This is a genomic window from Thiobacillus sp. SCN 63-57, assembly GCF_001725555.1.
Lineage (GTDB): Bacteria > Pseudomonadota > Gammaproteobacteria > Burkholderiales > Thiobacillaceae > Thiobacillus.
In genome coordinates this window covers 33,270-55,433 of sequence record NZ_MEGP01000021.1, presented here as the reverse complement: position 1 = coordinate 55,433, position 22,164 = coordinate 33,270, and the positions used below count along the sequence as shown (strand labels likewise).

22 protein-coding genes are annotated in these 22,164 nt (G+C 64.7%); 9 read left to right on the top strand and 13 right to left on the bottom strand.

Translation table 11 applies throughout. The features are described 5' to 3' along the window. Positions 1–650 precede the first annotated feature (650 nt). The 4 genes from ABT23_RS09815 (at position 651) to nirD (ending at position 7,338) form a co-directional block, all read left to right on the top strand. Positions 651–3,332, top strand: a complete 2,682-nt coding sequence (locus ABT23_RS09815; RefSeq protein WP_296634375.1) for a nitrate reductase — start codon at positions 651–653, stop codon at positions 3,330–3,332. A gap of 31 nt (positions 3,333–3,363) precedes the next feature. Then, complete coding sequence (ybiB, locus tag ABT23_RS09810) at positions 3,364–4,329, top strand: DNA-binding protein YbiB (protein ID WP_296634372.1); 966 nt, start codon at positions 3,364–3,366, stop codon at positions 4,327–4,329. A gap of 207 nt (positions 4,330–4,536) precedes the next feature. Next, positions 4,537–6,993: a nitrite reductase large subunit NirB gene (nirB, locus tag ABT23_RS09805; protein WP_296634371.1), complete on the top strand. Its 2,457-nt coding sequence runs from the start codon at positions 4,537–4,539 to the stop codon at positions 6,991–6,993. Positions 6,994–7,005: 12 nt separating this feature from the next. Continuing rightward, positions 7,006–7,338: a nitrite reductase small subunit NirD gene (gene nirD / locus ABT23_RS09800; protein WP_296634368.1), complete on the top strand. Its 333-nt coding sequence runs from the start codon at positions 7,006–7,008 to the stop codon at positions 7,336–7,338. 33 nt (positions 7,339–7,371) lie between these two features. Here nirD and minE read toward each other — a convergent pair whose 3' ends face one another. The 10 genes from minE to ABT23_RS09750 all read right to left on the bottom strand — a co-directional run bounded on the left by minE (position 7,372) and on the right by ABT23_RS09750 (position 15,288). Next, a complete protein-coding gene (minE, locus tag ABT23_RS09795; protein ID WP_296634365.1) occupies positions 7,372–7,626 on the bottom strand; it encodes a cell division topological specificity factor MinE in 255 nt (84 codons plus the stop codon). Between the two features lies 1 nt (position 7,627). After that, on the bottom strand, positions 7,628–8,443 hold the full coding sequence (gene minD / locus ABT23_RS09790) for a septum site-determining protein MinD (RefSeq protein ID WP_296634361.1): 816 nt from the start codon (positions 8,441–8,443) through the stop codon (positions 7,628–7,630). 23 nt (positions 8,444–8,466) lie between these two features. Then, positions 8,467–9,237 (bottom strand): septum site-determining protein MinC, encoded by a 771-nt coding sequence (gene minC, locus ABT23_RS09785; RefSeq protein WP_296634359.1) that lies wholly within the window; start codon positions 9,235–9,237, stop codon positions 8,467–8,469. Between the two features lie 107 nt (positions 9,238–9,344). After that, a complete protein-coding gene (locus ABT23_RS09780; protein WP_296634356.1) occupies positions 9,345–10,142 on the bottom strand; it encodes an ABC transporter ATP-binding protein in 798 nt (265 codons plus the stop codon). 81 nt (positions 10,143–10,223) lie between these two features. Then, complete coding sequence (gene ntrB / locus ABT23_RS09775) at positions 10,224–11,138, bottom strand: nitrate ABC transporter permease (protein ID WP_296634353.1); 915 nt, start codon at positions 11,136–11,138, stop codon at positions 10,224–10,226. A 17-nt stretch (positions 11,139–11,155) separates the two neighbouring features. Then, entirely contained in the window at positions 11,156–11,569 is a 414-nt protein-coding gene (locus tag ABT23_RS09770) for a globin family protein (RefSeq protein ID WP_296634351.1), read from the bottom strand. 18 nt (positions 11,570–11,587) lie between these two features. Then, positions 11,588–12,805 (bottom strand): CmpA/NrtA family ABC transporter substrate-binding protein, encoded by a 1,218-nt coding sequence (locus tag ABT23_RS09765; protein ID WP_296634447.1) that lies wholly within the window; start codon positions 12,803–12,805, stop codon positions 11,588–11,590. Positions 12,806–13,134: 329 nt separating this feature from the next. Continuing rightward, positions 13,135–13,701, bottom strand: a complete 567-nt coding sequence (locus tag ABT23_RS09760) for an ANTAR domain-containing protein (protein ID WP_296634348.1) — start codon at positions 13,699–13,701, stop codon at positions 13,135–13,137. 275 nt (positions 13,702–13,976) lie between these two features. Continuing rightward, positions 13,977–14,399: a DUF4124 domain-containing protein gene (locus ABT23_RS09755; RefSeq protein ID WP_296634345.1), complete on the bottom strand. Its 423-nt coding sequence runs from the start codon at positions 14,397–14,399 to the stop codon at positions 13,977–13,979. A 94-nt stretch (positions 14,400–14,493) separates the two neighbouring features. Further along, positions 14,494–15,288 (bottom strand): dienelactone hydrolase family protein, encoded by a 795-nt coding sequence (locus tag ABT23_RS09750; RefSeq protein WP_296634342.1) that lies wholly within the window; start codon positions 15,286–15,288, stop codon positions 14,494–14,496. Positions 15,289–15,492: 204 nt separating this feature from the next. Here ABT23_RS09750 and ABT23_RS09745 point away from each other — a divergent pair, with 204 nt between their 5' ends. Beyond that, positions 15,493–16,245, top strand: a complete 753-nt coding sequence (locus ABT23_RS09745) for an energy transducer TonB (RefSeq protein ID WP_296634337.1) — start codon at positions 15,493–15,495, stop codon at positions 16,243–16,245. 21 nt (positions 16,246–16,266) lie between these two features. Here ABT23_RS09745 and cueR read toward each other — a convergent pair whose 3' ends face one another. The 3 genes from cueR to ABT23_RS09730 form a co-directional block, all read right to left on the bottom strand. Then, a complete protein-coding gene (gene cueR / locus ABT23_RS09740; RefSeq protein ID WP_296634334.1) occupies positions 16,267–16,665 on the bottom strand; it encodes a Cu(I)-responsive transcriptional regulator in 399 nt (132 codons plus the stop codon). After that, complete coding sequence (locus tag ABT23_RS09735) at positions 16,662–19,028, bottom strand: heavy metal translocating P-type ATPase (RefSeq protein ID WP_296634331.1); 2,367 nt, start codon at positions 19,026–19,028, stop codon at positions 16,662–16,664. Before ABT23_RS09735 ends, cueR begins: the two co-directional genes overlap by 4 nt. Positions 19,029–19,105: 77 nt before the next feature. After that, complete coding sequence (locus tag ABT23_RS09730) at positions 19,106–19,840, bottom strand: Crp/Fnr family transcriptional regulator (protein WP_296634329.1); 735 nt, start codon at positions 19,838–19,840, stop codon at positions 19,106–19,108. 58 nt (positions 19,841–19,898) lie between these two features. On the opposite strand from ABT23_RS09730, the gene ABT23_RS09725 reads away from it, so the two are divergent. From ABT23_RS09725 to ABT23_RS09710, 4 genes are all read left to right on the top strand, one after another. After that, entirely contained in the window at positions 19,899–20,378 is a 480-nt protein-coding gene (locus ABT23_RS09725; protein WP_296634326.1) for a BLUF domain-containing protein, read from the top strand. 187 nt (positions 20,379–20,565) lie between these two features. Next, a complete protein-coding gene (locus ABT23_RS09720) occupies positions 20,566–20,877 on the top strand; it encodes a hypothetical protein (protein WP_296634323.1) in 312 nt (103 codons plus the stop codon). A gap of 49 nt (positions 20,878–20,926) precedes the next feature. Then, positions 20,927–21,289 (top strand): PRC-barrel domain-containing protein, encoded by a 363-nt coding sequence (locus tag ABT23_RS09715; RefSeq protein ID WP_296634320.1) that lies wholly within the window; start codon positions 20,927–20,929, stop codon positions 21,287–21,289. A 404-nt stretch (positions 21,290–21,693) separates the two neighbouring features. Continuing rightward, positions 21,694–22,014: a plasmid stabilization protein gene (locus ABT23_RS09710; RefSeq protein WP_296634317.1), complete on the top strand. Its 321-nt coding sequence runs from the start codon at positions 21,694–21,696 to the stop codon at positions 22,012–22,014. Positions 22,015–22,164 lie beyond the last annotated feature (150 nt).

The following is a 22,164-nucleotide window of genomic DNA, read 5'->3' as shown; positions in this document are numbered from 1 at the left end:
GCCCGCCGGGGCCGTGCAAGAATGGCCTCGGCACGCTTGCCGCCGTGTTTGAACGATCGCCGCGCTCCTGCGTTGCAGGAAGATGCCGCGATGCGACGCCCTCCATCTGCACCGCCCGCGCGACGAAACCTCGCAGAGTCCGACCGCCGGCCAAGCGTGGTATCGGGCACCATGAATGAAATCTGACTAACTTCATGGATTTGCGTGATTCGAATGAAATAAAGAGAAGGATGGGTCAATTCACGATCAAATCTTTACTGTTCACTCCGGCCTCCTTGTTTCATTGTTTTCGGGAACGAATGCCATTCTGTTTTCTTGGGCGGCATATGCGAATTGCCGAGTCTCTTTATAGCCAATAACTCCGTTTGTTCTATATGCCAAACGGCGACGTCCTCCCAGGTTCAGTCGCATTCTTCGCCTGGAATTGCGCGTCCACCTCGGCCGATGGCGACTGACCGCAGTTATTTGCCTGATCGTCTGCGTTCGGACTGCCACCCGTTGCACCAATTTGCAGCGTATCCCCCCATCCATGCACTGCAGTTGAGCGTACCCCCCATATCGCGCCCTACGGAACGTCATCAAATCCTTGAATTCATTACGCAGTATCGCCTTGGCACAGACCCTGCTGACGGACAGGGCAAGGAGTTATCATGTCTGTCGTTTCATCTGTCTGCTGTTATTGCGGCACCGGCTGCGGGGTGCTGATCGAAACCGACGCCGGGAAGATCGTAGGCGTGCGCGGCGATCCCGCGCATCCGGCCAACCGGGGCAAACTCTGCACCAAGGGCGCGACGCTCGCCCTGTCGGCGGCTGCGAGCGGGCGTGCGCTGTATCCCGAACTGCGGGCCGACAGGACCGCGCCGCGCCAGCGCGTGGGCTGGGACACGGCGCTCGATCATGTCGCCGAGAAATTCCGTGCGGTCATCCAGGAACACGGCCCCGACGCGGTGGCGTTCTATATTTCCGGACAGCTCACCACCGAGGCGTATTACGTCTTCAACAAGCTCGCCAAGGGGCTGATCGGCACCAACAACGTCGACACCAATTCGCGCCTGTGCATGTCGTCCGCGGTGGCGGGCTACAAGGTCACGCTGGGTGCCGATTCGCCGCCGGGCTGCTACGACGACATCGATCACGCCGGGACGATTTTCATCGCCGGATCGAACACGGCCTATGCGCATCCGATCCTGTTCCGCCGCATCGAGGCGGCGCGCAAGGCCAACCCGGACCTGAAGCTGGTCGTGGTCGATCCGCGCCGCACCGACACCGCGGCCGAGGCCGACCTGCATCTCGCGATCCTGCCCGGTACCGACGTCGCGCTGTATCACGCCATGCTCAACGTCATGCTGTGGGAGGAGCGGATCGACCGCGAGGCCATCGCCGCGCACACCGAAGGCTGGGAGGCATTGCGCGACCAGGTGCGCGACTACACGCCGGAAAAAATGGCGCCGATCTGCGGCGTGGCGGCGGCCGACATCGTTCAGGCGGTGCGCTGGTTCGCCCAGGGGCCGACGCTGTCGCTGTATTGCCAGGGGCTCAACCAGTCCAGCTGCGGCGTCGACAAGAACGCCGCGCTGATCAACCTGCACCTGGCCACGGGGCAGATCGGCAAGCCGGGTGCGGCGCCGCTGTCGCTCACCGGCCAGCCCAACGCGATGGGCGGGCGCGAGGTCGGCGGGCTGGCCAACCTGCTGTCGGCGCACCGTGATCTTGCCGATCCCGCGCACCGCGCCGAGGTCGCGCGGCTGTGGGGCGTGGACGCGGTGCCGGCGACGCCGGGCAAGACCGCGGTGGAAATGTTCGAGGCCGTGCGCCGCGGCGAAATCAAGGCGATCTGGATCGTCTGCACCAATCCCGCGCAATCGCTGCCTGATCAGCGTCTGGTCCATGATGCCCTGCAGGCAGCCGAATGCGTGGTGGTGCAGGAGGCGTTTGCCGATACCGAGACCGTGGCCTTTGCCGACGTGCTGCTGCCGGCGGCCAGCTGGGGCGAGCAGGACGGCACCATGACCAATTCCGAACGCTGCATTTCGCGTGTCCACGCCGCCGTGGCGCCGCCGGGCGAGGCCCGCGCCGACTGGGTCATCGCAACTGAATTTGCACACCGGCTGATGCCGGGTGAGGGCGCGCGGCTGTTTCCCTACGACAGCGCCGAAGCCGTGTTCAACGAACATCGCGAAACCACACGCGGGCGCGATCTCGACATCACGGGCCTGTCCTATGCATTGCTGGATCAGGCGCCGCAGCAATGGCCATTTCCCGAGGGCGCGTCGGTCGGCCAGCCGCGCCTGTACGCCGACGGCGTCTATCCCACCGCCAGCGGGCGCGCGCATTTCCACGCCGTGCCGTATCGCCCGGTGGCCGAGGCGATCGACGCGCGCTATCCTTTGCACCTCAATACCGGCCGCCTGCGCGACCAGTGGCACGCGATGAGCCGCACCGGCCGCGTCGCGCGTCTGTTCGCCCATGCCGACACGCCGCTGCTGTCGATGGCAACGCGCGACATGGAACTGCGCCGGTTGAACCCAGGCGATCTGGTGCGCGTGAAAAGCCGTCGCGGCGACGTGGTGGTGGCGGTCGAGGCCAGCGACAGCCTGCGTCCCGGGCAGTGTTTCCTGCCGATGCATTGGGGCGCGCGTTTCATGGGCGGACTGGGGATCAATGCACTGACCCTGCCGACTTTCGATGCGATGTCCAAGCAGCCCGAACTCAAACATGCCGCGGTGCAGGTGGCGAAGGCCGAGCTGCCCTGGCGCATGGCCGCGCTGGCGGTGGGCGACGGCGCGAAGCTTCTCGACGCCGTGCAACCGTTGCTGCGTGCCTGCGATTACGCGGCCGCCGGGCTGGCGGGGCGCGAGCGCGACGTACTGACCTTGCGCCTGGCGCATACGCAGCCGCTGCCGGATGGACTGCTGGCGGCGCTCGATACCGCGCTTGGGCTGGACGATCCGCTCGCGGTGATGCATTACCAGGACAGTCCGCGCGGCATTTCCAAACGTGTGCGCGTCGAGTCGGGCAAGGTCGTCGCCGCGCGGCTCACCGGTGAAACGGCCGCCTTCGATTGGCTGCGGGATGTCATCGTGGAAGGCGTGGATGCCGCTTCGCTGCGCAACTGGATGCTGGCGCCGGTGGCGCGTCCGCCTGTCGGCGGGGCCGGCCGCGGCCGCATCGTGTGCAACTGTCTGAATGTGGCCGAGCCCGATATCGTCGCTGCGATCGCGGCAGGGGCCGATCTGGCGGCGCTGCAGGCCACGCTGAAATGCGGCACCGAGTGCGGCTCGTGCGTGCCGGAATTGAAACGGCTGCTCGCCGGGAATCTGGCGGCGGCATGAGTTATGCCACTTCAATGGGCTCCGTCATTTCATGAGCTACGCGACCCTGATCCGCCAGATCGAAGCCGGCGAAGGACTGGGCTTTGTCGATGCGCGTGCGCTGGGCGCGGCGCTGCTCGATGGCGGCGTGCCGGAACTGGAGACGGCCGCATTCCTGGTCGCGTTCAACCAGCACGATCCGGGACTGGATGCCTGGCTCGGCATGCATGCCGCACTGGCCGAACGCCTGCCGGATTTCGTTGCGCCGACCGGGCCGTTCCGCACCGTGGTGCTGCCTACCTATCACGGCGTGCGTACGCAGCCGCATCTCACGCCGTTGCTGGCGCTGCTGTTGAGGAGTTTCGGCATACCGGTGCTGATCCATGGCGTGCTCGAAGGGGGTGGCGGGACGGCCGCGGCTTACGTCCTGCGCGAGCTCGGCATCATGCCTTGCAGTACGGCGGCCCAGGTCAATGCGGCCCTGCAGGACGACGGCATCGCCTTCGCGCCGGTGGCCTTGCTGAGTCCCGGATTGGCCGCGCTGCTGGCCTTGCGCGCGCGGCTGGGTATCGACGGCTGGGTGACGCGGCTGGCGGCACTGGCCGACGTACTGGGCGAGCGTTCGGTGCGGGTGACGCCCGTGATCTCGGATGGGGACGTTGCGCCGACGCGTGCCGTGCTGGAAGCCCTGGGCGGACACGCCTTGCTGCTGCAGGGCTGCGAGGGCGAGGCGTTTGCCGACCCGTCGCAGCGGCCGGACATGGTGCTGGTACAGGACGGGCAGGGGGAGCGGGTGTACGAGGCCCAGCCCGCATCGTCGCTGCTGGCGAACCTTCCGGAACTGGATGCGCGGGCAACCGGCGCCTGGACGGATCAGGTCATGCATGATCATCTGCCGTTGCCGCTGCCGATCCGCAATCAGCTGGCGGTCTGCCTGTTTGCGGCAGGGTATACCGAAGACCTCAACCAGGCGCGCGCCATCACCGCGATCAATGGGTTCGGACGGGTGGCGGCCTAGCTTCGGTGCATGGCGAGCGATCGAGCACCACGATGGTGCGCGTGACGGCAGCGGATTGACGCTGCGCCTTTCTGAAACCGTTTGAAAACAAGGCGCTTGCTGGGCGCCGGCAGCATGGCATAGCGATTGCTAGGTATCGTAGCAAGCAGACCGAATGCAACGGCGTATCTCGGTCATCACTTTTGGTCTTCCGTTTGGAGTGGTGATATGGATATGAGTACGCCCATGGGACGCGGTCCCAAAATGAAACTGGTCATGGTCGGCAATGGCATGGCGGGGGTACGTACCCTCGAGGAACTGCTGAAGCTTGCTCCCGACCTCTACGACATCGCCGTGTTCGGCGCCGAGCCGCATCCCAACTACAACCGCATCCTGCTGTCGCCGGTGCTGGCAGGCGAGCAGACGGTCGACGACATCATCCTCAACCCGACCGACTGGTACGCGGAAAACAACATCCACCTGCACATGGGCAAGAAGGTCGTGAAGATCGACCGCAGTGCCCGTTATGTCGAGGCCGACGACGGCACGCGCGCCGAGTACGACCGCCTGCTGCTCGCCACCGGCTCCAATCCCTTCATCCTGCCGGTACCCGGCGCCGACCTGCCCGGCGTGATCAGCTTCCGCGACATCGCCGACGTCGACGCGATGATCCGTGCGTCCAGCCAGTACAAGCACGCGGTCGTCATCGGCGGCGGCCTGCTCGGCCTGGAAGCGGCCAACGGCCTGATGAAGCGCGGGATGGACGTCACCGTGGTGCACATCGGCCCGTGGCTGATGGAACGCCAGCTCGACGAACCCGCCGCGCGCCTGCTGCAGCAGAGCCTGGAAGAGAAGGGCATGAAGTTCCTGCTGCAGAAGCAGACCGCGGAACTGGTCAAGGGAGACTCCGGCCGGGTGTCCGCGATCAAGTTCAAGGATGGTGATTCCGCGCCCGCAGACCTGGTCGTGATGGCCGTCGGCATCCGCCCCAACACCGAACTCGCCGAGTCCGCCGGCCTGCACTGCAACCGCGGCATCGTCGTCAACGACACGATGCAGACCTTCGACCCGCGCGTCTATTCGATCGGCGAGTGCGCCGCACACCGCGGTGTGGCCTACGGCCTGGTCGCCCCCTTGTTCGAGCAGGCCAAGGTGTGCGCCAACCATCTGGCGCACTACGGCATCGGCCGCTACCAGGGCTCGGTGACCTCGACCAAGCTCAAGGTCACCGGCATCGATCTGTTCTCGGCCGGCGACTTCATCGGCGGCGAGGGCACCGAATCCATCCTGTATTCCGATCCCATCGGCGGCGTCTACAAGAAGCTCGTCATCAAGGACAACAAGCTGGTCGGCGGCGTGATGTACGGCGACACCGTCGACGGCGCCTGGTATTTCTCGCTGCTGCGCGACGGCAAGAACGTGTCCGAGCTGCGCGATCACCTGATGTTCGGCCAGGACCACTGCGGCAACCTCGGCCACCAGGGCATCAACAAGGCCGCGACCATGACCGACGACATGGAGGTGTGCGGCTGCAATGGAATCTGCAAGGGCGACATCGTCAAGGCGATCCGCGAGAAGGGCCTGTTTACCCTGGAGGATGTGCGGAAGCACACCAAGGCGTCGAGCTCGTGCGGCTCGTGCACGGGGCTCGTCGAACAGATCCTGGCGGTCACCGCAGGCGGCGACTATTCGGCCGCGCCAAAGACGAAATCGATGTGCGGCTGCACCGACCATACCCACGAAGCGGTGCGCGAGGCGATCCGCGAGAACAAGCTCCTCTCGATCCCGCAGGTGATGCAGTTCATGGAATGGCGCACGCCCAACGGCTGCGCATCGTGCCGCCCGGCGCTCAACTATTACCTGATCTCGACCTGGCCGGGCGAGGCCGAGGACGATCCGCAGTCGCGCTTCATCAACGAGCGGGCGCACGCCAACATCCAGCGCGACGGCAGCTATTCGGTGATCCCGCGCATGTGGGGCGGCCAGACCACACCGTCCGAATTGAAGCGGATCGCCGAGGTTGCCGAGAAATATGCCATTCCCACGGTCAAGGTCACCGGCGGCCAGCGCATCGATCTGCTCGGGGTGAAGAAGGAAGACCTGCCCAAGGTGTGGGCCGACCTCGACATGCCGTCGGGCCATGCGTATGGCAAAGCGCTGCGCACGGTGAAGACCTGCGTCGGCTCCGAGTGGTGCCGCTTCGGCACGCAGGACTCGACCCAGATGGGCATCGACCTCGAGAAGGTGTTCTTCAAGATGTGGGCGCCGCACAAGGTCAAGCTCGCGGTGTCGGGCTGCCCGAGGAACTGCGCCGAGGTCGCGATCAAGGACGTCGGCATCATTGGCGTCGATTCCGGCTGGGAGATATACGTCGGTGGCAACGGCGGCATCAAGACCGAGGTCGCGCAGTTCCTGGTCAAGGTGAAGACGCCCGACGAGGTGCTGGAATACGCCGGCGCCTTCCTGCAGCTGTATCGCGAGGAAGCGCGCTACCTCGATCGCACCGTGCACTACGTCGAGCGCGTCGGCCTCGACTACGTGAAGAAGAAAATCCTCGATGACGCCGAAGGCCGCCGTGCTCTGTATGAGCGCCTGCTGTTCGCGCTGTCGGTCGAGCGCGATCCCTGGGTTGAGCGTGCCAGGGAAGGCAAGCTCAAGCATGAATTCGAAACCGTCGCCGCATGAAGGAAGCACACGATGAATAACTGGACTGACATCCTGGATGTGAACGACATCCCCAAGCTCGGCGCACGCGTGGTTCGCCACGGCAGTCTGGATATTGCCGTGTTCCGTACCGCCGACGATGAAGTCTTCGCGCTGGAGGACCGCTGCCCGCACAAGGGCGGTCCGCTGTCGCAAGGGATCGTGCATGGCAGGAAGGTCACCTGCCCGATGCACAACTGGAACATCGAGCTGGATTCCGGTTGTGCGGTGGCGCCGGATCATGGCTGCGCGCGCGAATTCGCAGTGAGAGTCGAAGCGGGCCGGGTGTGGCTGGATTTCACTGAAGCGGTCAGCGCCACTGCGTGAAGTCCAGTGCCCCCTCCCTCGATCCCAGGGGGATCAACGCCCCTCGGGCAGCACGATGTTGACTTCGAGTACTTCGTAGTTGCCCTGCTTCTCGAGCCCAACCTTGATGTCGTCGGGGTTGACCGGGAAGTATTTGGAAATCACCGCAACCAGATCCTTTTGCAGCTCAGGCAGGAAATCCGGGCCGGACGCGCAGGCGCGTTCGTGCGCGATGATGAGTTGCAGGCGCTCTTTGGCGACCGAGGCAGTGGCTTTCTTTTCGCCGAAAATGAGGGAGAGCCAGGACATGTCACTTGCCTCCGAACAGACGCTTGATCAGGCCCGGCTTCTCGTACTCGACGAAGCGCAGCGGGTGTTCTTCGCCGAGGAAGCGAGCGATCGCATCCTGGTAGGCGTCGGCCACCGGCGTGCCTTTCTGGTGGATCGCGGGGATGCCCTGGTTGGAGGCCTGCAGTACGGCCTCGGATTCGGGAATGACGCCCAGCAGCGGAATCCGCAGCAGTTCCTGGATGTCGGTGTAGGTCAGCATCTCGCCTTCGTGCGCGCGCTTCGGCGAATAGCGCGTGACCAGCAGGTGCTCCTTCACCGGCTCGCGTCCTTCGATGGCGCGGCGGCTCTTCGACTGGATGATGCCGAGGATGCGGTCGGAGTCGCGCACCGACGAGACCTCGGGGTTGGTGACGACGATCGCCTCGTCGGCGAAGGTCAGCGCCATCACCGCGCCGTGTTCGATGCCGGCGGGCGAATCGCAGACGATGTAGTCGAAGCCCTGGTGTTCCAGTTCCTTCAGCACCTTCTCCACGCCTTCCTCGGTGAGCGCATCCTTGTCGCGCGTCTGCGAGGCGGGCAGCACGAACAGGTTGTCGCAGTGCTTGTCCTTGATCAATGCCTGGTGCAGGTTGGCGTCGCCCTGGATGACGTTGACGAAGTCGTACACCACGCGGCGCTCGCAACCCATGATGAGGTCGAGGTTCCTCAGGCCCACGTCGAAGTCGATCACGGCCGTCTTGAAGCCGCGCAGCGCGAGGCCGCTGGCGATCGAGGCGCTGGTGGTGGTCTTGCCGACGCCGCCCTTGCCGGAGGTGACAGTGATGATGGTGGTCACGGAGCTTCCTTTTTTACGTGAGGTTAGAGAGGTTCAATGACGATCTGGCTGGTGTCGGCCAGGCGGATCTGCGCCGGCTTCTTCGCCACGGCGGCGTCCGGCGCGGTTTCGAAGGTGCGGTACACGCCGGCGATCGACACCAGTTCGGCTTCGAGATGCGTGGTGAAAATCCGCGCCGAGGTGTCGCCGCGCGCGCCCGCGAGTGCTTTTCCCTTGAGCGGCGCATAGACGTGGATGCTGCCGTCGGCGATCACTTCCGCGCCGGGGTTGACCGCGGCCAGCACGACGATGTCGCCGCCCGCCGCATAGACACGCTGGCCGGAGCGCAGCGGCTTGTCGATGATGCGGGTGGCGGAAGCTGCGGCCGGCTCCGCTGCGGGTTCGGCCGCCGATGCCGGTTCGGCGACCGGTTCAGGTTCCGGCGCGGGGGCCGCTTCGGCGGCGACGATGGCCGGCGCAGGCGCCACATCGTTCAGCACCAGCAGTCCTGCCTGCCTAGCGCTGGCGGCCTGTTCGGCCGACGCGTTCTGCACCGCAAACGGGTTCAGTCCCCGGCTCTTCAGTTCCTGCGCCAGCCAGCCCCAGTCGGGCGAAGGCGCGTCCGCCGGCAGGCGTCCGCATTCGAATACCGCCGGCTCGCCGCCGAAGAAATCCGGCGTCGCTGCGAACAGCGTGGAAATATGGGTATCCAGCGCGGCGTGCTCGGCGCTGTTGAGGATGACCTGGATCCCGGCGAGCCGCGTGGTCTTCAGTTCCAGCGCGGGCGCGGGGCGGGGCTCACGTCGGCGCGGCATGGCGGGCAGGGGTCTGGAAATTCACAAAACGGACGGTTCGAAAGCAACCCCGAGAGTCTAGCCGCACCCGCCACCCGGGGCAACCGCAGCTTGCCCCGGACGCGCGTTCAGGCCGCTTCTTTGGGCCGCATCTGGCGGCTGTAGAGGAATTCCAGCACCTGGCTGCGCAGGTCGTGATAGTGCGGGTCGTGCGCCAGCGCGAGGCGGTCGCGCGGGCGCGGCAGGTCCACGCTGAGGATGTCGCCGATGGTGGCGGCCGGGCCATTGGTCATCATCACGATGCGGTCCGACAGCAGCACCGCCTCGTCGACGTCGTGGGTCACCATGATGACCGTACTCTTTGTCGCCGCGACGATCTTCATCAACTCGTCCTGCAGGTGGGCGCGGGTCAGCGCGTCGAGCGCGCCGAAGGGCTCGTCCATCAGCAGCACCTTCGGCTCCATCGCCAGCGCGCGCGCAATGCCGACACGCTGCTTCATGCCGCCGGAGATTTCGCCCGGCAGCTTGGTCGCGGCGTGGGTCAGGCCGACGAGTTCCAGCGCCGCCGCCGTGCGCGCCTTCAGTTGCGCCTTCGATTCGCTGCCGCCGAACACCTTTTCCACCGCGAGATGGACGTTCTCGAACGTGGTCAGCCAGGGCAGCAGCGAATGGTTCTGGAACACCACCGAACGCTCCGGCCCCGGTCCCTTGATCTCCTTGTTGGCGAGCAGCAGCACGCCTTCGGTGGCATCGAGCAGCCCCGCCACCAGATTCAGCAGCGTGGACTTGCCGCAGCCGGAATGGCCGATCAGCGCAATGAACTCGCCCTCATCGATGTTGAGGTTGATGTCGGTGAGCGCGATGAACTTGCCTTTCTTGGTGCTGAACACCATGCCGGCGTTTTCGATCTGGACGTAGGATTGCATGTCTTTCTCCGTGAGGGGTGAGGCGTCAGGCGTGAAGAAGGGCGTGCGTGCGGGTTCGCCTCACGCCTCACTCCTTACGCCTTACTCGTAGGAAAACCGCTTCGCCAGCAGCATCAGTCCCTGCTCGAGCAAGAGCCCGACGATGCCGACGATGAAGATGGCGATGATGATGTGGGCGACGTTGAGGTTGTTCCATTCGTCCCACACCCAGAAGCCGATACCGACCCCGCCGGTGAGCATTTCGGCGGCGACGATCACCAGCCAGGCGACGCCGATCGACAGCCGCACGCCGGTCAGCACGTAGGGCAGCACGGCCGGGAACAGGATCCGGGTGAACACCTTGAGCTCCGACAGGTTCAGCACGCGCGCGACGTTCATGTAATCCTGCGGGATGCGCTGCACCCCGGCGGCGGTGTTTAGCACCATCGGCCAGATGCTGGAGATGAAGATCACCCAGATCGACGCCGGCTCGGCCTTCTGCAGCACCAGCAGGCCGATCGGCAGCCAGGCCAGCGGTGACACCGGGCGCAGGATGCTGATGATGGGCGACAGCATGCGGTTGAGGAAGTCGAAGCGGCCGACCATGAAGCCGAGCGGAATCCCCACCGCCGCGGCGGCGCCGAAGCCCATGCCGACGCGGTACAGCGAATTGAGGATGTTCCAGCCGATGCCCTGGTCGTTGGGACCGTTGTCGTAGAACGGATCGGAAAACAGCGCCACTGCCGAGGTCCACGTTTCGACGGGCCCCGGAATGTTCTTGATGCTATGGGAGATCAGCCCCCACACGCCGACGAACAGCAGCATGCCGAGCAGGGGCGGGATGGTGTTCCTGAACAGGGTCAGCGTGTTCTCGACGAGGTGTTTGCCCGATTCGGTTTCGAAATAGGGGACGCGGCGGGCGGGGAGGGTCGCCGTCGGCATCGGGGGCGGTGGGGCGATGTCCTCGCCCGAGAGGATGCCGTTCAGATTTTCGGGGGTGGCATTGACTGCGCTCATATCGCACTCCTGTGTGTTTACGCGGCGGCGGTGGCCGCCTGCTTCATGGCGGAGGCCAGGGTAGTGTAGGCCTCTGCCCACGCCGCCTGGACGGCCGAGGTGAACTGCTCGCCCAGGCCTTTGCCCAGGGTCCAGATCAGCGCGCTGCCCACGGTGTCGTAGTGCGCTTCGGTCACGCCGTAGGCGACGTGCCGGCGCCCCAGGTCCTCGATCGCGCCCAGCATGGGGCCGAGCCGGTCGAGGCTCATGACGACCGTGTTGATCATGGTCATCAGCTTGCGGCCCTGCTCGGCCATGTCGCCCCTGAACAGCGGACGCAACGACGGATCCAGCTCGAACAGGCGGCCATAGAAGAGTTCGGCAGCAGCCTTCTGGATGGGCAGCACCTGCTGCCAGCTGGTTTTCACCAGGGCGATGTTTTCGGGGGTCATGATGGCTCCCTGTCCCCGTCAAGCCTTGATCTTGAAGCTGTCGGCGTACTTGGCAGGATTCCTGCCATCCCACACCGTGCCGTCGATCAACTTGGAGGTGCGCATCTCTGACTTCGGTAGCGGGACTTTCACCTGGGTCGCGGCTTCCTTGTACAAGGCAATCTTGTTGACCTTTTTCGCGACCCCCAGATAGTCCGGGTGCTCTTTCAACAGCCCCCAGCGCTTATGCTGGGTGAGGAACCACATGCCGTCCGACAGATAGGGGAAGTTGACTGCGCCGCCGTTGTAGAACTTCATGTAGTTGGGGTCCTGCCATTTTTTGCCGAGGCCGTTTTCGTACTGCCCGAGCATGCGATCCTCGATCACATCGAATGGCGCATTGACATAGGATTTTTCCGAAATGATCTTCGCTACTTCGGAGCGGTTGCTCATGGTGTCGATGTATTTGGAGGCTTCCAGGATTGCCATCGTCATCGCACGCGCCGTGTTCGGGTATTTCTGCACGAATTCGTCGGTGGTGCCGACCACCTTTTCCGGATGGTTGACCCATACATCCTGGCTGGTGGCGGCGGAGAAGCCGATCTTGTCGAAGATGGCGCGCTGGTTCCACGGCTCGCCCACGCAGAAGCCGTCCATGTTGCCGACGCGCATGTTGGCGACCATCTGCGGCGGCGGCACCACGATGTTCTTCACGTCCTTGAACGGGTTGATGCCGTAGGTTGCCAGCCAGTAGTACAGCCACATCGCGTGGGTACCGGTGGGGAAGGTCTGGGCGAAGGTGTATTCGCGCGGCTCGGCCTTCACCAGCCTGGCCAGTCCTGCGCCGTCGGTCACGCCCTTGTCCTTGAGCTGATTCGACAGCGTGATGCCCTGGCCGTTGTTGTTGATCGCCATGAGCACCGCCATGTCCTTCTTCGGCCCGCCGATGCCGAGCTGCACGCCGTAGATCAGGCCATACAGCACGTGTGCCGCGTCGAGTTCGCCGTTCACCAGCTTGTCCCTCACCGCCGCCCACGAGGCTTCTTTCGAGGGCGTGATGGTGATGCCGTACTTCTTGTCGAAGCCTTTCACCGAGGCCATCACGACCGACGCACAGTCGGTGAGCGGAATAAAGCCGATTTTCAGGTTGGGTTTCTCGGGTGCGTCGGAACCGGCGGCCCAGGCACCCTGGCGCACGCCGGGCGGCACCATGGCCATGAGGGCGGCAGCGACGGAAAGTCCGGTGGTCTTTTTCATGAAGTCACGCTTGCTCTGGTCTTGCACAAGGGGTTTGTTCTGGGTGTCGCTCACGGTGTGTTCTCCAAATGCCCGGAGGGCAAAATAAAAAAGGCGTCGCCTTCAGGGCGGACGCCTTTGTCCAGTGATGAATGATTTGACGGTCACGCTGAAAGCCACAACGTTGCGACTGTTCAGTCCAGGTTTAGCAACCGCTGTGCCAGCTTCCCCAGTGCCTTGTATTGCCTGGTTTTTCAGGAAACCCGGCGGATCATGAGCCCTTGCAGGCCGTCCATTCGCGCACCCGTGCGGTGCATGTTTTCAGTGCCGTGCACCAATCGGGGTGCGCCTCACGCCAGGGGTTTCTGCAGGATTTGCCGCGCGATGTCCGCCAGCTTCAGGCCGCGATCCATCGCTGCGCGCCGCATCTCGCGATAGACCTCGGGCTCCGACGCGCCGGTCTGCTTGATCAGCAATGCCTTGGCCTGGTCGATCAGCTTGCGCTCCGACAGTTCGAGGCGCGTCTGTTCGAGCTGGTCGTGCAGCGCCTGGAACGCTTCGAAGCGCGACACCGCGACGTCGAGGATGGGGCGGATGCGCGCCGGGTCGAGGCCGTCGACCACATACGAGGTCACCCCCGCCTGCGTCGCCGCGCGGATCGAATCCGGACTGCCGTCGCCGGTGAACATCACAATCGGGCGCGGGCAGTCCTGGTTCACCACGCAGATGTGTTCCAGCGTATCGCGGTCGGGCGAGTCCTGCGCGATGATCACCACGTCCGGCCGCAACGCCTGGATCTGAACATCCAGGCTGCGCGCCGAATTCAGCGTGGCCGTCACCACGCAGCCTGCCGCCTCCAGTGCGGGCACCAGCATCGCCAGCCGTTCCGGCTGGTTCTCAACAATCAGGACGCGCATGCTTGTTTCATGTTCTGGGTTGCCTCCAAAAAAACGCGGCCTCCTGAGAGGCCGCTAAGTCGGAGGAGACTGCCTGAGCAACCTGGCCTTGCGGTTTGGATACTCAATCAGGATTTAGCAGGGGGCGTGCCAGCTCGCGGTTTGGTTAATAATCAAATACTTATTGATAATCGAGGGGCTGGGCAAGCTGGCCGGGATGTACGCTTGTGGTGCATGAAGCGGGCTAACGGAATCAAAACGGGGCGCATGCGAGGCGGCCGGTCATCGCAACCGTGTCAGCGTGAACGGTCGTGGGGTGACCTGTCGCGGGGCCGGTCGGGCGGGTGCCGTCGCGGCGGATGCCGGACAGGCGGGTAATAGATCGGCTGGGGTACGTAAACCGGCTTCTCGATCACAATGGGGGCCGGAGGCTGCAGGGCCCGGCGCCGGGCATCTTCGGCCTCCTGCGCGCGACGGGCGGCTTCCATTTCGCGGGCCAGTTCCTGGGCTTTTTTCGCCCGCACCTCGGCCTGGCGGATGGCTTCCGCGTCGGGTTGCGACGCGTCCTTCAATTGTTCCGCCTTGAAACCGGGCGGTGGCGGCAGAGAGGAATAGGTGATACGCCCCGCGCTGTCCCGCCATTTATACAGGGGTGCGGCCTGCGCCGCCTGCCAGGCAAACCCGACAAGCAGCAAACAAAGAAACTTGAGTGGAATCATCGTGGCTCCAGTCGGGATTCCCGGCACGCGGGAATCGCCATCTCGTTTCCCTTCTGGAAAGCAGGGCCGGATATTTCGCCCCGCCGGTTCCGGCTTATGCGCAGCGCATCGCCGGCGTCAGCTTCATCCATTTCATCAGCCAGGCTTGTGCCCGCGCCCGGGCATGGCGCGTGGCGATTTTCTCCTCGGGTGTCTGGTCGAGGCGGAAGTCGAACGCGCGCCGCGCCATCGGATATTCCTGCCATTCCACCGGTACGCCGCGCTCCCACAACGCATAGAATGCCCGCCCGCCGTTCATGCGGCGCAGTTCATAGTCGGCGTCGCCAATGAGATACAGGACCGGCGTCGTGATCTGCATGATCTCGGGCGCGACGCGGAACAGCTGGTCGGGCTCGGGCGCGTTGGGATTCTGCATGTGGCCGTAGTAGCTGACGATGGCGGCGATATCGGGGCCGCGCCTGGCGGCCAGGCGGATCGCGAAATAGGGGCCGCGCGACAGGCCGACGATGCCGACCGGCTGCTTGCAGGCATTGGGCAACGATTTCAGATAGTCGAGCCCGGCTTCCACGTCCATTTCGGTGTCGGGATTGTGCGCCGAGGGCCAGCGTTCGATGAAGCGGCCGCTCTGCCAGTCGGGGGCGACGACGAGAAAGCCTTGTTCGGCAAGTTCGCGCACGTGGGCGCGCTCGTCGCCCTCGTAGCCTCGCTTGGCGTGGATGAACAGTACGGGCGGGAACGGGCCCTTGCCGGCAGGCGTGGCGATTTCCACAGGCACCTCGGTACCGTCGGCGGACTGGATGGTGGTTTTGCTCAGATCGACGGCCTGGGCGAGGGCCGGGGCCGCCAGCGCCGATGCTAAGATGGCGCCCGCGATGACGAGTCTTCTCATGGTCTTCTCCTGTCGTTTTTCCGGCCCTCATTCTAGGCCCGTGCCTTCGATTTCACGTGCAGTCAAAACGTACCCCGGATGGCAATGCCATCCGGGGCATGAATACCCTGAAGGGCATGAATACCCTGAAGGGCATGAATACCCTGAAGGGCATGAATACCCGGCAGTGGCCGGGCGCCGGTCCCTTGAAGGGGACGGTTCTCAGTGAGCGCGTCCTTCGACGAACCGTCGATCCCGCCGCGGCTGCGGCGGCCGCTCGCGGCTCTGTGGATTTCGCTGGGGCTGCATGCAGCCGTGATCGCGCTGGTGCAGGTGGTGCCACCTGCGGGCGTCAGCGTGGAGGCGCCGGTGATCGAGGTACGCCTGGTGGCGCCACCGGCGCCCGCGGCCAATGTGCCGCCGCCGCCATCGCCGGTCGTGCCGGTGCCGGCGGTCGCGCCCGTAGCGCAGCTGGCCCCGAGTCCTGCGCCGAAGGCTCTGCCCGTGGCGCCGCCTCCGCCGGCCGTTGTTCCGCCGCCCACCACCACGCCGGCGCATGACGCGCCGTTGCCGATGGCGCCGACCGTGCCTGCAGCGGCAAAGACGGCACCGGCCCTTTCGCCGGAGGCGGCCCCGGTGCCGGCTGCCGCGCTTACCAGTTCGGTCGACCTCACCTATTACAACGCGCGCGATCTCGATGTGCAGCCGCACGCGCTGCGTGTCATCCGGCCGGACTATCCGGCCGAGGCCGACCGTCAGCGCGTGTCCGGCACGCTGCGTCTGCAATTGAAGCTGGAAGCCGATGGGCGCGTCAGCGACATCGAGATCGTGAGCGCGACGCCGCCCGGCGTATTCGAGGACTCCGCAATCAAGGCGTTTCGCGATGCGCGTTTTGCGCCGGCACAGAAGAATGGCCGCCCGGTACGCGCACTGGTGGTGATCGAAGTGGTGTACGACTGGGCGGGCCAGCCTCGCTAGCGCGGCGACAGGCCGCGCGCCTCAGGAATCGGGCGGCGCGGCAAGTCCTTGCAGGATGGGGCAGTCGGGACGGTGATCGCCGTGGCAGGCCTGTGCCAGTGCGACCAGGGTGGCGCGCATCTCGCTCAGTGCGGCGATGCGAGCGTCGAGGTCGGCGATATGGGCCTCGGCCAGATGTTTGACGTCGGCGCTGGCGCGTTCGGGGTCGTCCCACAGCGACAGTAACTGCCGGATCTGGTCGAGCGAGAATCCGAGGTCGCGGGCGCGGCGGATGAAACGCAGCAGGTGCACATCGCGTTCGCTGTATTGCCGGTAGCCCGAGAACGTGCGGCTGCTTTCGCGGATGAGACCGATATGTTCGTAATGACGGATCATCTTGGCCGACACGCCGCTGGCGCGGGCGATTTCGCCGATGTTCATGTGCGGGGTCGCCAGCGCTTGAGCGTCAGCGCGTTCGTCACCACGCTGACGCTGGAGAAGGCCATGGCCGCACCGGCGATCACCGGGTTCAGGAAACCGAATGCCGCGAGCGGAATGCCGACCACGTTGTAGACGAAGGCCCAGAACAGGTTCTGCCGGATCTTGGCGTAGGTGCGTTTGGAAATGTCGATGGCGTCGGCCACCAGCGCCGGGTCGCCGCGCATCAGCGTGATGCCGGCCGTATGCATGGCGACGTCGCTGCCGGAGGACATGGCGATGCCGACGTCGGCCGCCGCGAGCGCAGGCGCGTCGTTGATGCCGTCTCCCACCATCGCCACGGTGTTGCCCGCAGTCTTGAGCTGGCTCACATGCGCCGCCTTGTCGGCCGGCAATACCTCGGCCAGCACGGTGTCGAGGCCCAGTTCGCGGGCCACCGCCTCGGCAGCGCCGCGATTGTCGCCGGTGAGCATGACGGTCGTGATGCCCTGTTCCCTGAGACGCGCCACGCCTGCGGCTGCGCTGGGTTTGACCGCGTCGCCGAAAGCCAGCAAGCCGAGCGCATGATGATCGCGGGCACGCGCCAGCCACGACACGCTGCGGCCTGCGGCTTCGTGTTCGGCGGCCCTGGCGTCGAGTGCAGCGGTGTCGACACCGTTCTCGTTCATCAGGCGACGATTGCCCAGCCACCAGGTTTCGCCCGCCACCTCACCGGCGATGCCGCGGCCGGGCAGTGCCTGCTGCGCACGTGCAGGCTGCGGCGGGACAGAGCGGGCCGCGCTTTCCTCCAGCACCGCGCGCGCCAGCGGATGCTCGCTGCCGGCCTGCAGTCCGGCAGCGATGGCGAGCACCCTATTCTGATCGCTATCGTCGGCCGCCAGATAGGCTGCCACGTGCGGCGTACCGTCGGTGAGCGTGCCGGTCTTGTCGAACACCACCGTGCCGATCTTGTGCGCCAGTTCCAGCGCTTCGGCGTCCTTGATCAGGATGCCATGGCGGGCGGCGACGCCGGTTCCCGCCATGATCGCGGTGGGGGTGGCAAGGCCCAGCGCGCACGGACAGGCAATCACCAGCACCGCCACCGCATTGAGGATGGCCTGCTCGGCGTTGCCGCCCAGCGCCCACCAGGCGATGAACGTGACCAGCGCAATGCCCATCACCACCGGGACGAACACCGCGCTGACCTTGTCCACCAGTCGCTGGATCGGCGCCTTGGCGGCCTGTGCGTTCTCCACCAGGCGGATGATGCGCGCCAGCGTGGTTTCCGTTCCCACCGCCGTGGTGCGTGCCACCAGCACGCCCTGCGCGTTGATCGCGCCGCCGGTCACCGTGTCGCCCGGCTGCTTGTCGACCGGCAGCGATTCGCCGGTGAGCAGGGATTCGTCGACCTGGCTCTCGCCTTCGGTTATCTCGCCGTCCACCGGCACTCGCTCGCCGGGGCGGATCACCACCATGTCGCCGACGCGGATCGCGTCGATCGGCATGTCGTGGTCGACGCCGTCGAGGCGTACGCGCGCGGTCGTCGGCCGCAGGGCCTGCAAGGCGCGGATGGCTTCGGTGGTCTGGCGCTTGGCGCGCGCCTCCAGCCATTTGCCGAGCAGCACCAGGCTGATCACCACTGCCGAGGCTTCGAAATACAGGTGCATCGCGCCGGCATGCGTCAGCAGCAGGTACAGGCTCAGGCCGTACGCCGCGCTGGTGCCGACCGCCACCAGCAGGTCCATGTTGCCGCTACCGGCGCGCAGGGCTTTCCAGCCGGCGCGATAAAAGCGCGCGCCCAGCCAGAACTGCACCGGCGTGGCGAGCGCCAGCTGCAGCCAGCCCGGCAGCATCCAGTGCGCGCCCAACAGGCTGGCAAACATGGGGGCGATCAGCGGCAGCGACAGCCCGATCGCCAGCGCAACCGGCCACCAGTCGGGCAGCGTGTGCGCCGGGGCGGGTGGGGGGGGGGCAGTGGTTTGTGGCAGTCGCGCCTCATAACCGGCGCGCGCTACCGCGGCAATCAGCGCGGCCGTCGACGTGCCCTGCGCCAGTGTTGCCGTCGCCTGTTCGGTGGCCAGGTTGACGCTGGCATCGAGCACGCCGGGTACTTTGTTCAAGGCTTTTTCCACACGTGCCGAACAGCTTGCGCAGGTCATGCCGATGATGTCGAGTTTCAGCGATTCGGTCGGCACGCTGAAGCCGGCCTTTTCGATGGCACGCTGCACCGACGCCATATCGGTGTCGCCCACAACCGTCGCGATCTCGGTCGCCAGATTGACGGTGGCCTCGGTCACGCCCGGCAGTTGCTTGAGCACTTTTTCCACCCGCGCGGCGCAACTTGCGCAGGTCATGCCCTGGATGCCGACAGATAGTGGGTTGGTCATGTGCAAACTCCTGTGGATACGGTTGAGTGCACCATAAACCTTGCCATCATGGCAAGGTCAAGCCCATCGGCCGCGGGTCAGATCAAGGGACGTGCACGTAGCGGCAGGGCGTAGTAATCAGCCAGGCGAGCCATGGCGGCCGGATTGGTCAGTTTGAGCCAGCCGTTACCAAGGGTATAGAGTCCCATGGCCTGCAGACGTTTCAGGGTTTTGTTGGTGTGCACCAGCGACAGGCCGAGCGCATCGGCGATGTGTTGCTGGATCAAGGGAAAGGGCACGCCGTCGGGGCCGCCCAGGCCGACGCTCTCCGCCCGTTTGTACAGGTGGATCAACAGCATGGCGATGCGTTCCGCCGCCGACCGCCGGCCTACCGACAGCAGGTTCTCGTCGACGATCAATTCCTCGTGCGCGCACAGCCAGGTGATGTCGAATCCCAGTCCAGGGTGGCTGCGGTAAATGTCCCAGAGGCGCTCATTCGGAAAGGCGCACAGGGAGACGTCGGTCAAGGCCTCGACGCCGTGCGGCGAGGCCTGCCCCAGCTGATGCTGCAGGCCGATGAAGTCGCCCGGCAGAAGAAAATTGAAAATCTGGCGCCGACCGTCGCTCAACGTGCGATAACGGAAGGCCCAGCCCGACAGCAGCGTATAGAGCGTGCTGCTGGCATCGCCTTCGCGCACGATTCCTTGGCCGGCCTGTACCGGTATCTGGCGTTGCTTGATCGCCTGGATAAACTCGATCTCCGCTTCGCTATTGGCGGAAAAGGCGCCGGTTTTGCGCAAAGGACAGGCACTGCAAGGGGTGAGCTGATTCATCAATCGATACCGGTAAACAGGCCGCAGGAATCGTAAGGGATTTCGCGTAACGACAAGTATGTCTTTTCACATTGTTGCCACCCCGGCCATCGATTATGTTGCACTTCCGCTACCGGAAACCCATCGCATGCCGAATGCCTATCAGTTGATCTATCTGAGTCGCCTGGCCGAGGCAGCCTCGCCTGCTTGCGTGGCCGAAATCGTACGGGTGGCGCGCCAGCGCAATCTGGCTTTCCACATCAACAGCCTGCTTGTATTCGATGGCTGGCGATTTTGCCAAACGCTCGAGGGCGAGTACGCAGTGGTATGCGACCTGGCCGATCGCATTCGCCGGGATGAACGGCATACCGGCTTCCGGGTGCTGCATCAGGCGGAATCGTCGGCAGAGAATCTGTTTGGCCGGAGCAGTCTCGACTATGCCTTGAGCTATGACGATAGCTTGGGCGGTCTCGAGGCTGTACGTGGCCCGGAAACGCTTGTCCTGCTCTCCGGACTGTTGCCCAGGCTGGATCGGGAGCCGGCCCGTCCCGATCTGTGAATTGCTGCCGTTACTTTTTCGGCTGATTCCTACGCGGGCCTGCAACCGCTTCCGACTGTAGCCTCCCCGCCGCTCATCCACACTGCCCCTACAGGCTCGGATCCACTCCCTTCCGCTTCAGGTGCGCGAGCCAGGGTCTGTCATGCCGGGCATCCGCCGGGCATGTATTTCGAACAGGAGAAATGTCATGAAACCCAATACGAGCAAATCCGGAATTCAGGGCGAGGGCGATTACGACTCCGCCAAAAAATACGACGAGCAAGCGCGTGCCTTTGCCGAGTCCGGCAAGGTCGAGCAGGCGGCGAGAGCCGCCGCACCGCGCAATGCACAGGAGCAGGAGGACATGCAGCGGGCCGAGCGCGAAGGACGATCGCATGCCAAGGGCGACCCGAAAGGTGAGCGGGACGAGGAGCCAGGCCGTCCCAAGCCGACCAAAGAAGCGCCGGGCAAGCATCCCGATGGCCGCAACCCCATTCCGGAAAAAGTGCCCGGACGCTGAGTCCGCCCACCTGTCACGCCAATTCAACCAATCGAATCAGGAGATACCCATGAATATGTTTGCATCAAGCCCCATCCTCTCATCCAGCACCATCTCGGGCGACAAGGTCGTCAACCGCCAAGGCGAAGATCTGGGCGACATCAAGGATCTGATGATCGATGTCGAGAACGGTCGCGTCGCGTATGCGGTTCTGGAATTCGGCGGTTTCCTCGGTTTGGGCAGCAAGTTGTTTGCCGTTCCCCTTTCCGCGATGGAAGTCGACCCGGGAAACCATCGCTTCATCTTCGATCAGAGCAAGGAAACGCTGAAAAACGCGCCCGGGTTCGACAAGGACGACTGGCCGAATTTTTCCGATCGCGATTGGGGTACGAATGTCCATGCGCATTATGGCGTCCGCCCCTATTGGGAGTAATGGGCTTCCGTCCTCGCCTGTATGGAGCGGGACGGCGTCTTTCCATCAACCTGGCGGGATTGCCCGCAGGAATTTCGGCTCATTCGAGGAGTTCCCATGAACAGTTCAACACACTGGGGCGTCTGCATGTCCTGTAAATGGTGGCAGATCGAACCGAGCGCCCATGTGGAGAATGCAACCCATGGCCTGTGTATCGACGCAACACTCCAGCCTTATACGTTGCGCGTATCGGGCCGCAGCGGATGCACCCGATATGCGCAGGGCGAGCCGGCCCGAGCCCAAGGCTCCGGTGCGTGTCCGCCCACCGCGGAGCCGGTTCGTTAACGTACGCGCGGGCCATCGTCCCTTCCGGTCACCCGGAGAGTGGGACGTTACAGCGTGATCACGCTGAGGAAGGAAACCTCATGCCAAGAGGAAGCAAATCGAAGTACACCGACAAGCAGAAACGCCAGGCTGAGCACATCGAAGACAGCTATCGCGAACGCGGTGTCCCGCAGGACGAAGCCGAAGCGCGTGCCTGGGCCACCGTCAACAAAATGACGGGAGGGGGCAAGAAAAGCGGTTCGGGGCGAGGCAAGGAAGTCGATCCGTCGCCGGCCAGAACGGGCGGCAAAAAAGGCGGCGCCGCCACGGCCGGGCGCAGCGCGGCGGAACGTAGCGCATCGGCGAAGAAGGCTGCAGAAACACGCGCCCGCCATGCCGCCGCCCGCAAGACAGCGACCTGAAGCCGGTTGAAGGGGCGGCGTGACGCTGCCCTCGCTTGCAACGTTTCCACCAACCGGAAAAAGGCATTCAGCCCCGGTCAGTGCGGACCTACTTCATCGCGCAAGGGCGCTTACAGTTTTCTCGGCCGTGTCGGATATCGCCTTCCCCGC

Excerpts from the sequence above, each read along its gene's own strand:
- ABT23_RS09750 (WP_296634342.1), bottom strand. The coding sequence starts at position 15,288 with ATGAGAAGACTCGTCATCGCGGGCGCCATCTTAGCATCGGCGCTGGCG.
- ABT23_RS09710 (WP_296634317.1), top strand. The coding sequence starts at position 21,694 with ATGCCAAGAGGAAGCAAATCGAAGTACACCGACAAGCAGAAACGCCAG.
- cueR (WP_296634334.1), bottom strand. The coding sequence starts at position 16,665 with ATGAACATCGGCGAAATCGCCCGCGCCAGCGGCGTGTCGGCCAAGATG.
- ABT23_RS09725 (WP_296634326.1), top strand. The coding sequence starts at position 19,899 with ATGTCTTTTCACATTGTTGCCACCCCGGCCATCGATTATGTTGCACTT.
- ABT23_RS09760 (WP_296634348.1), bottom strand. The coding sequence starts at position 13,701 with ATGCGCGTCCTGATTGTTGAGAACCAGCCGGAACGGCTGGCGATGCTG.
- nirB (WP_296634371.1), top strand. The coding sequence starts at position 4,537 with ATGGATATGAGTACGCCCATGGGACGCGGTCCCAAAATGAAACTGGTC.
- ntrB (WP_296634353.1), bottom strand. The coding sequence starts at position 11,138 with ATGAGCGCAGTCAATGCCACCCCCGAAAATCTGAACGGCATCCTCTCG.
- minC (WP_296634359.1), bottom strand. The coding sequence starts at position 9,237 with ATGCCGCGCCGACGTGAGCCCCGCCCCGCGCCCGCGCTGGAACTGAAG.
- ABT23_RS09735 (WP_296634331.1), bottom strand. The coding sequence starts at position 19,028 with ATGACCAACCCACTATCTGTCGGCATCCAGGGCATGACCTGCGCAAGT.
- nirD (WP_296634368.1), top strand. The coding sequence starts at position 7,006 with ATGAATAACTGGACTGACATCCTGGATGTGAACGACATCCCCAAGCTC.
- minE (WP_296634365.1), bottom strand. The coding sequence starts at position 7,626 with ATGTCCTGGCTCTCCCTCATTTTCGGCGAAAAGAAAGCCACTGCCTCG.
- ABT23_RS09815 (WP_296634375.1), top strand. The coding sequence starts at position 651 with ATGTCTGTCGTTTCATCTGTCTGCTGTTATTGCGGCACCGGCTGCGGG.
- ABT23_RS09765 (WP_296634447.1), bottom strand. The coding sequence starts at position 12,805 with ATGAAAAAGACCACCGGACTTTCCGTCGCTGCCGCCCTCATGGCCATG.
- ABT23_RS09720 (WP_296634323.1), top strand. The coding sequence starts at position 20,566 with ATGAAACCCAATACGAGCAAATCCGGAATTCAGGGCGAGGGCGATTAC.
- ABT23_RS09755 (WP_296634345.1), bottom strand. The coding sequence starts at position 14,399 with ATGATTCCACTCAAGTTTCTTTGTTTGCTGCTTGTCGGGTTTGCCTGG.
- ABT23_RS09770 (WP_296634351.1), bottom strand. The coding sequence starts at position 11,569 with ATGACCCCCGAAAACATCGCCCTGGTGAAAACCAGCTGGCAGCAGGTG.
- ABT23_RS09780 (WP_296634356.1), bottom strand. The coding sequence starts at position 10,142 with ATGCAATCCTACGTCCAGATCGAAAACGCCGGCATGGTGTTCAGCACC.
- ABT23_RS09730 (WP_296634329.1), bottom strand. The coding sequence starts at position 19,840 with ATGAATCAGCTCACCCCTTGCAGTGCCTGTCCTTTGCGCAAAACCGGC.
- ybiB (WP_296634372.1), top strand. The coding sequence starts at position 3,364 with ATGAGCTACGCGACCCTGATCCGCCAGATCGAAGCCGGCGAAGGACTG.
- ABT23_RS09715 (WP_296634320.1), top strand. The coding sequence starts at position 20,927 with ATGAATATGTTTGCATCAAGCCCCATCCTCTCATCCAGCACCATCTCG.